This window comes from Sedimentibacter sp. B4, assembly GCF_000309315.1.
Taxonomy (GTDB): Bacteria; Bacillota; Clostridia; order Tissierellales; family Sedimentibacteraceae; genus Sedimentibacter; species Sedimentibacter saalensis.
The window spans coordinates 1-225 of sequence record NZ_CANG01000436.1 but is presented as its reverse complement, the minus strand read 5'-3'; the positions used below and the strand labels follow the sequence as shown (position 1 = coordinate 225).

The window sequence follows — 225 nt, the reverse complement described above, 5'->3', positions numbered from 1 at the left end:
ATCCCGTTCTGCGAGGTGCACATCTCCAACGTCCACGCCCGCGAGGAGTTCCGTCGTCACTCGTTCCTCTCCGATCTTGCGGTGGGGGTCCTCACCGGGTTCGGGGCGTTCGGGTACACGATGGCGATGAGCTACGCGATCGACAGGCTCAGCTCTTCGTCAGCCCCGGCCTGACCGGGACACACCGACCGACCGAAGGAGCATCATGCAGATCACCCACCTGGG

Annotated in this window: 1 protein-coding gene; it reads left to right on the top strand. The window is 64.4% G+C overall.

The features are described 5' to 3' along the window. On the top strand, positions 1–174 hold a 174-nt coding region (locus BN358_RS23615; RefSeq protein ID WP_157593432.1), incomplete at its 5' end, for a type II 3-dehydroquinate dehydratase. Positions 175–225 lie beyond the last annotated feature (51 nt).